Genomic DNA, 6,835 nt, shown 5'->3' with positions numbered 1-6,835 from the left:
TCAGCTGCGCCGACCTCGCCGGCCAGGGAATCGCCGTCATCGTCCGTGTCGGCACGCACCGAATCGCCATCGGTGGCGGCATTATCGGATTCCGAGGAAGCCTCGGGCGCCGCATCACCGTTTCGGCCCGAAGTGCGGGGTGCGGCACCGGAGGAACCATCTTCGCCGGACCTCGGCGACTCCTGTTCGGCGCCAAGGGAATCGGCGGCGCCGCCGTCGGGTTTGCCGACGCCGCCGGCCGGAAAATCGCCGTCATCGTCCGTGCTGGCTCGCACCGAAACACCATCGGCGGCGCCACCATCGGACTCCGAGGAAGCCTCGCGCTCGGTCTCACCGCTTCGGTCCGAAATGCCCTCAGGTTCCGACGCGATCGCGGGATCCGAAGACCCTGCGGAGTCCGGGCCGGGCGTCGGCGGGAGCTGCGCGGACGCCGGGTCGTTTGCTCGCCGGTCGGTGGAGACGCGCGAGTCCGGTTGGGCGGGTGGGAGTTGCGCGGTGCCGGTGCGTTCGGGGAGGAGTGGGGGTGTCGTGGGGCGAGTGGGCGCGTAGGGGATGCCGGTGCGCCAGTCGGTGAGGGCTGGACGGTCGGCGTCCCAGTGGTAGCCGAGGCCGATGGCGTAGGCGTTGGCGTCCTGCCAGGTGGCCAGGGGGTTGGCGCGCAGGTAGTCGGATTCGGCCAGGGCGTCGTGCAGCAGGATGAAGTCCTGTGGCAGCGGGGTGCCGTTGCGCAGCCGGTTCCAGGCCTCGGCGATATCGGCGAGGCGGTCCATCGGCTTGCGCACGAAACGGCCATTGGGGTCGGCGTGGTCGCGGACCAGCAGCTCGGCCTCCATGAGGTGGTGGCGAATCCGTGCGAGCTGCTCGGGAGTGAACACCGGGACGTCGTCGCGCATGTGCTCGGCCAACGCGCCCGCGATCAGGTCCGGATCGACGTCGGCCATCAGCAGTTCCCGCACGTCCTCGATGGTGTCGCGGACAGCGGCGGGATCGTCCGCGGCGAACTGATCGGCCAGCGCTTCGGCGACGCGGTCGATCTCGGCGTGCACCGCTTCGATCTGGGCGTCCACATCTCCCCGCGGATCGATACCGCCGTGGCCGTCGACCAGATCCCGCCGCACCCGGTCGACGACCTCGCGCGCCCGATCCGCCTGCTGCGTGCGCCGGTGTTCCTCGATCCCCTCGGCGATGCGGTCGAGATCGTCGGGGTCGGCCAGGAAGCGGTCGTATTCGGCGTCGGCCCAGTCCTGCACGCGCTGCCACTGCGCGGCCTCGTGCTCCCATTGCCGGCGCAATGATTCCGGCACGTCGTCGGCGCCTTGACGGTGATCGGAGGCGTCCCACGGACGAACCATGGGCTGCACATTGCGTTCCGGCGGTGCGAACCATTCGTACCCGCGGAACACCGTCCCGAACGGTGGGATCCGCTGCAGCCACGGCCGTGCCTGCACCCATCGGCCGATCCACGGATGCCGCTGAATCCACGCCTTGACCGCCGGATGTTTGGGCACCTGCGCCGCCATCAGCAGCAACCGCACCACGTTGTAGGAGTCGGCGCCCCAGTGCTGGCCGAAGATCTGGTTCGGGTCGAGACCCGAGGTGTTGTACAGCGTCGGCGCCTGCGGGGCGTTCACCGGCAGCGTGCTCTCGGGGATCTTGCCGGCCGGGACGTCGTCGGTGGGCAGGGTGATGTCGTTGACGACGTCCTCCATGGCCCACCCGCTGACGCCGTCCGGTGGGTCCTTGCGCGAGTACTTGCCGTACCGCTCGGCCTTCGGCTTGCTCGTTTCGCTGGTATCGCGGCCGGTCTGCCAGTCCGGGCGGGTCGGGTCGATCCGGTGCCAGTTGCCTTCGCCGTCGCGCCATGAGGTGATGTCGAGCCGGTCGCCGCCGACCCAGCCGGTGCTCAGCCGCTCCACCTCGAGCAGCCCGAGTTCCTCGACGGTGCACACACCTTCACGGTCGGCGCGCACGCGGCGCAGTTCGACGGTGGTGTCGGCGTCCATCATCGACTGCGCCACCAGCGAATTCGTCCGCAAGGCGGTGGCGAAGGCGTCGTCGATATCGCTGCGCGGCGGGCGGCCGAGCTGGTCGCGGATACCGAACACCACGATCCGGGTGGCGTCGCCATCGGCGATGATGCCGACGCGCGGGGTCACCATCCGCCCGCCTTCGCCCTCGATCATCGCCCGCCACGCGCCCGCGAGGCCCGCCATCTCGTCCTGGATGCGACCGACGAGATTGTGCACGCGGTTGACGTCGCGGGCGGCGTCGGCGAGGGCGTCGATATCGCGCAGCAGTAGCCGCGGGCCATCGCCCGGCGCTCCGGTGAGGATGTCGAACTGGGCTCGGGCGCGCAGGAATCGGAGGGTTTCGTCGAGGCGATCGGGGGCCAGAGCAGCCTCATCGGGGCGGCCCTGCGCATCGACGACGCCGAGCCGGGTCGCGAGATCGTCGCGCATGACGCGGCGCGGTTTGATCTGGCGCAGTTGTTCGGCCCGCTGCCTGGCGAGGCGGTCCAGCTCGGCAGCGACCTCGTCGGCGCGTGGCCTGCCTTCGCCGACGCCGGCGCGCTCGAGTTCGGCGAGTTGGCGGTCGACCTGATCGACTTCGGCATCGAGCCGGTTGACGGTGCTGGCCGCGTCGGCGAGTTTGGCGATCGCGGCGCGTCGTTCGGCCTGGTCGGCGCTGCTGCGTGGGGAACGCGACTGGCTGGGGCTTTCGTCGATACCACCGGGATGGTCGACGGTGTCCGCGCCCGCCTCGTCGTAGAGGCGCAGGATCGTCGGTTCGAGCCGGTCGCCGCGCAGCGATGCCTCGTCGACACGGCCGTCGTCGTCGACCAGGCCGTGCCGCACGGCGCGATCGTCGCGTTTGGCGCGCCAGAATTCGCGTTCGCGGGCCAGCTCCTGGCGCTGCTGCACCAGCCGGTCGTATTCGCCGACCGGGGTGACCGAGCGTTCCAGCCGGGCCAGTTCCGCATCGAGGCGCGCAATGTCGGCATCGGCGTCGTTGAACTGCTCGGCCGCCCGTTCGAGCGCGTCGAGTTCGGCCAGCCGGCGCGGCATCTCGTCGACCCGCATGGTGCGCCCGCGCAGCTCCTCCATGGTCGCATCGAGGTTGTCGCGGTTCAGCACCGCATAGTCGTCGCGGTTGTCGATGGGGTGACGTTCGGCGCGCATATCGCGGATCTCGCGCCATTCCTCGCGCCGCGCCACCGCTTCGGCCCGCTCGGCGGCGAGGCGGTCGTATGCGGCGCGGACCTCGGGCGACATCTGCGCGCGCGGGTCGGTGGTCGGTTCGGCGTGGTCGGTGCCGGCCGGCGAATCGGTGGAATCGTGCGCGCCGGGCTCGACGCCGGTGTCGTCCGATCCGTCGGGTTCAGGTTGCCGATGCGCCGGCTCGCCGTCCGCGCCGGATCCCGCACCGCGATCGCCATCGTCCGGTTGGGCCGGTGTGGGCGGTGTCTGCGGCGGTTTCTGCGCTCCCCCGCCGGATGCCGGAGTCGGCTCGGCATCGGAGTTCTCCGCGGACGGAACCCGCTCGGGCTCGGGCGAATCGCCCGCACGATCGGGCTCCTGAACAGGCTTCGATTCCTGGCTGCCGCTCGACGGTTCGGAATCTCCCGCGTCGTCGGGCTGCTCCGATGGCGGCGGAGTCTGGCTCGGCTTCTGCGCTCCCGTATCGGTTTCCGGCTCCGCGGCATCGGGCAGTGCCTTCGCCTCGCCCGGCGCGGCAGGCGGCCGCGAGGGCGGGTTCTCGCCGGCGGGTATCGGGGTGGCACCGGGGTCCTCACCGGGGTCGGTGCGCCAGGTCCCGTCCGGGTTGCGTGGCTGGTGCAGGTCGGGGCGTGGGTCGGGGGTGGCGTTGTGCGCGTCGTTGACGAGTCCGGCCAGCTCACGGATGTCGGCCGCGCGCTGCCGGATCTCCTCGCGCAGGGTGGCCTGGACCTCGGCCAGCTCGGCGGGGCTCAGCCGTTCGTGCAGGTCGAGGCGGCCGTCGCGGAACTTGGTGTAGGCCTCGTCCCAGGCGTCGTCGCTCGCGTCGGTGATGTCGACGCCGAGGATGCGCAGGTAGTCGCGGCTGGGCCTGCGGTTGGCGAGGTCCGGGGCGGGGCCGTCGCCGAGCGGCGCGAACAGGCCGGTATCGCCGAGCAGGTCGAGCAGGAACGCCAGCGATGTCGGGTCGTGGACCGGGAGTTCGCCACCGCCCACGCGCGGATCGGCGCCCGGATCACGCTGCAAACCACGGGTGAAGGGGTCGACTTCGCCGAGTGCGCGCACGAAATCGGTCAGTGCGTCGACCACCGCGGGATGGTCGGCCATCGAGTACACCATGGCGTTGATCGCGCGCCGCATCCCCTCGGGCCCCAGGGTGTCCGGGTCCGGCACCAGATGCCGCATATCCGAGGTGAAGCTCGATCCGTAGATCTCCTCCGGCGCGACGCCCAGCCGCTCGGCCAGCAACCGCACCGCCGCGTTGACCGCCGCCTTGTCGAGTTTGCGCAGCTTCTCGGCGTACTCGGCGAGATCCTCGAGCTGTTGGAGCCGCCGCGAGTTCGGGGTGGCGGGGTCGGCGATGATCTGCGCGACCAGCTCGGGGGTCAGCGCGGTCCGGTCGACCTGGAGCCGGTTGGTCAGGTGGCCGAGCACGTTGTCGAGGGCGTTGTAATGGTCGATCGTGTCGGCGCTGCGGGTGACGTCGAGCAGGCCTTCGACCTGCGTGGCGCGCAACACGTTGTCCTGCCACAGCTGCGCGAGGGCGTCGGCCCACTGACGCGGGGTGAGCGAATCGGGATCGGCGATGCCGAGTTGCCGCGCCAGCGCATTACGGTCGGCGCGAAGCGTTTCCGCGCTGCGGGGCCGGCCGTCGCTCGGCTGTGGGTCGCTCGCGCCCGGGTCCTCCGAGCGGTTCCGGTCGGAGGATTGCGCGCCGCGGTCGGCCTCCCCGTCGGGACGGGCCGGGCCGGTTCGGTCGGGCGTGCTGTCCGCCGCACCCTCGCCCGTCGCGGCGGGTCCGTCCGTGTGGACCGGATCCGGCACCACATGCCACGACCCGCTCGGCTCGCGGACCATCGTCACCGCGACCGGGCGGCCGTCGATCTCGCCTCGGAAGTGCCGGATCTCGGGGGTATCGAGCGCGACGATGTGGACCATCCCGTCGCGGTCGAGGAACGCGCTGTAGAACTCGACCTCCACCTCGCCGCGGTCCACGCGACCGGCCAGCTCGGGGTCGCGGGCCAGTGCGGCGGCAATGGCCGACTCGTGCTCGCCCCTGGCATCGACCACGATGACACGCGGTGGTTCACCCGGCACCTGGACGACGCGGTCGGCGGAATCGGCGCCGAGGAAATCGTCCACCCGATCGGCGAACTCACCGACCAGATCGGCGCGGGCAGGCAACTCGTCGCGCAGCGCGGCGATGGTCTCGTCCAGCCGCGCGGGCGACAGGTCATCGATCGAGACACCGAGCAGCTGCGCCCACACCCCGCGTTCATCACGAATCTGCTCGCGCCGCAACGCGTCCTGGAAGTGCAGGCTATTGCCCTTGTCGCGTTCCTGCGGCACCTCCGGACCCCAGTCCAGGCCCGGTTCGCCGCCGTTGTTGACGCCCTCCCAGCGCAGCATGTCGGCGCGTTCGCCGCGAGCCCGCGCACGGTCGATCAGCGATCGGCCGAGCGGGTCCTCGTCGAAGAAGCTGGTGGAATCGGCGTAGGGGACGGCGTCGTGTTCGGCGTTGTAGCGGAGAGCCGCGGCATAGAGGCCTTCGATGGCTCCGGCGCGGCGCATGTGGGTGTAGCGCGCGTCGGCGACGGCTCGGCGCAACGTTTCCGCGTCGACGTCGGGCAGGCGCAGCCCGAGCAGACCGGCGATCCGGCGCAACTCGGCGGCGTCGGCGGCACGCATCCGCAGGTTGTCGGCGAGGTCGCGGGCCCAGTCCGGCAGCGGTGGCTCTTCGGTGAGTTCGCCGGTGGCAGGCGGCTGCTGCTCGCCGGGCGGCAGTTGTGCCCGTGCCGGTGGGTCGCCGCCGTCGAGCCCGGCCAGTTCCAGGTCGGCGCGGATCTCGCGCAGCAGATCCGGATCGGCTTCATCGATCCACGGCGCGTACTCCTCGCCCTCGGGGGTGAGGATCGGCGCCACATCGCCGGTCTGGGTGGGCAGCCGGTCGGTGAGGTGGCGCAGGAACGGAATGTGTTCCCGGCTCTTCCACATCGTCACGCCCTCTTTGAGGATGCGTGCCGGGTTGAACTTGGTGGTGAGTTCCTCGATCGGCGAACCACCCGGTGTCGCGGGCGGTTTGGAGCTGGTCAAATCGATCGGCAGGTACTCGTGACCGAGGACCGATTGGCCCGCGCCATCGACACCGGACCCCGAGGGATACTTCGGGCTCGCGCCGCCGTACCCGTTGCGCAGCGCATCCCACACCTTGCGCAGCCACGACCGCTTCTTCTCGATCGCCTTGGGTTCGGGCTGGTCGGTCCGCTCGACGGTGGGGCGCAGCCGCTCCGGCGCCTCGACCCGCCATCCGCCGTTCCCGTCGTCGACCAGCCGGACCGGGACGCGATCGCCGTCGACGGTGATGACGTAGCGGCGGCCACCGGCTTCGCCGGACTGTTCCTGCCTGGCCGCGAGGACGGCGTCTGCCAGGTCGTCGATGTCGGTGATGCGGCGCAGCACCTCGGTGCGCAGCCGGTCGATCGTCTGGTCGGGGCGGTCGGTGAGGTCGCCGGGGTCGACGTCGAGGCGGCCGGCCCACCGGTCCCGTTCGGCGGTGGCGGCGGCGACGTCATCGGGGTCGGTGACCGCGTCCAGCCGGGCGACCGCGTCGGCCAGTGCCT

1 pseudogene is annotated in these 6,835 nt (G+C 71.3%); it reads right to left on the bottom strand.

The window, feature by feature from the left end:
• Positions 1-6,835, bottom strand: a pseudogene (locus RJ05_RS31280) (hypothetical protein); the annotation flags it as partial.

The sequence above is a fragment of the Nocardia cyriacigeorgica NBRC 100375 genome, assembly GCF_000308555.1.
Classification (GTDB): Bacteria; Actinomycetota; Actinomycetes; order Mycobacteriales; family Mycobacteriaceae; genus Nocardia; species Nocardia cyriacigeorgica.
The sequence above is the reverse complement of the archived record's forward strand: the minus strand, read 5'-3'. Positions and strand labels throughout refer to the sequence as shown.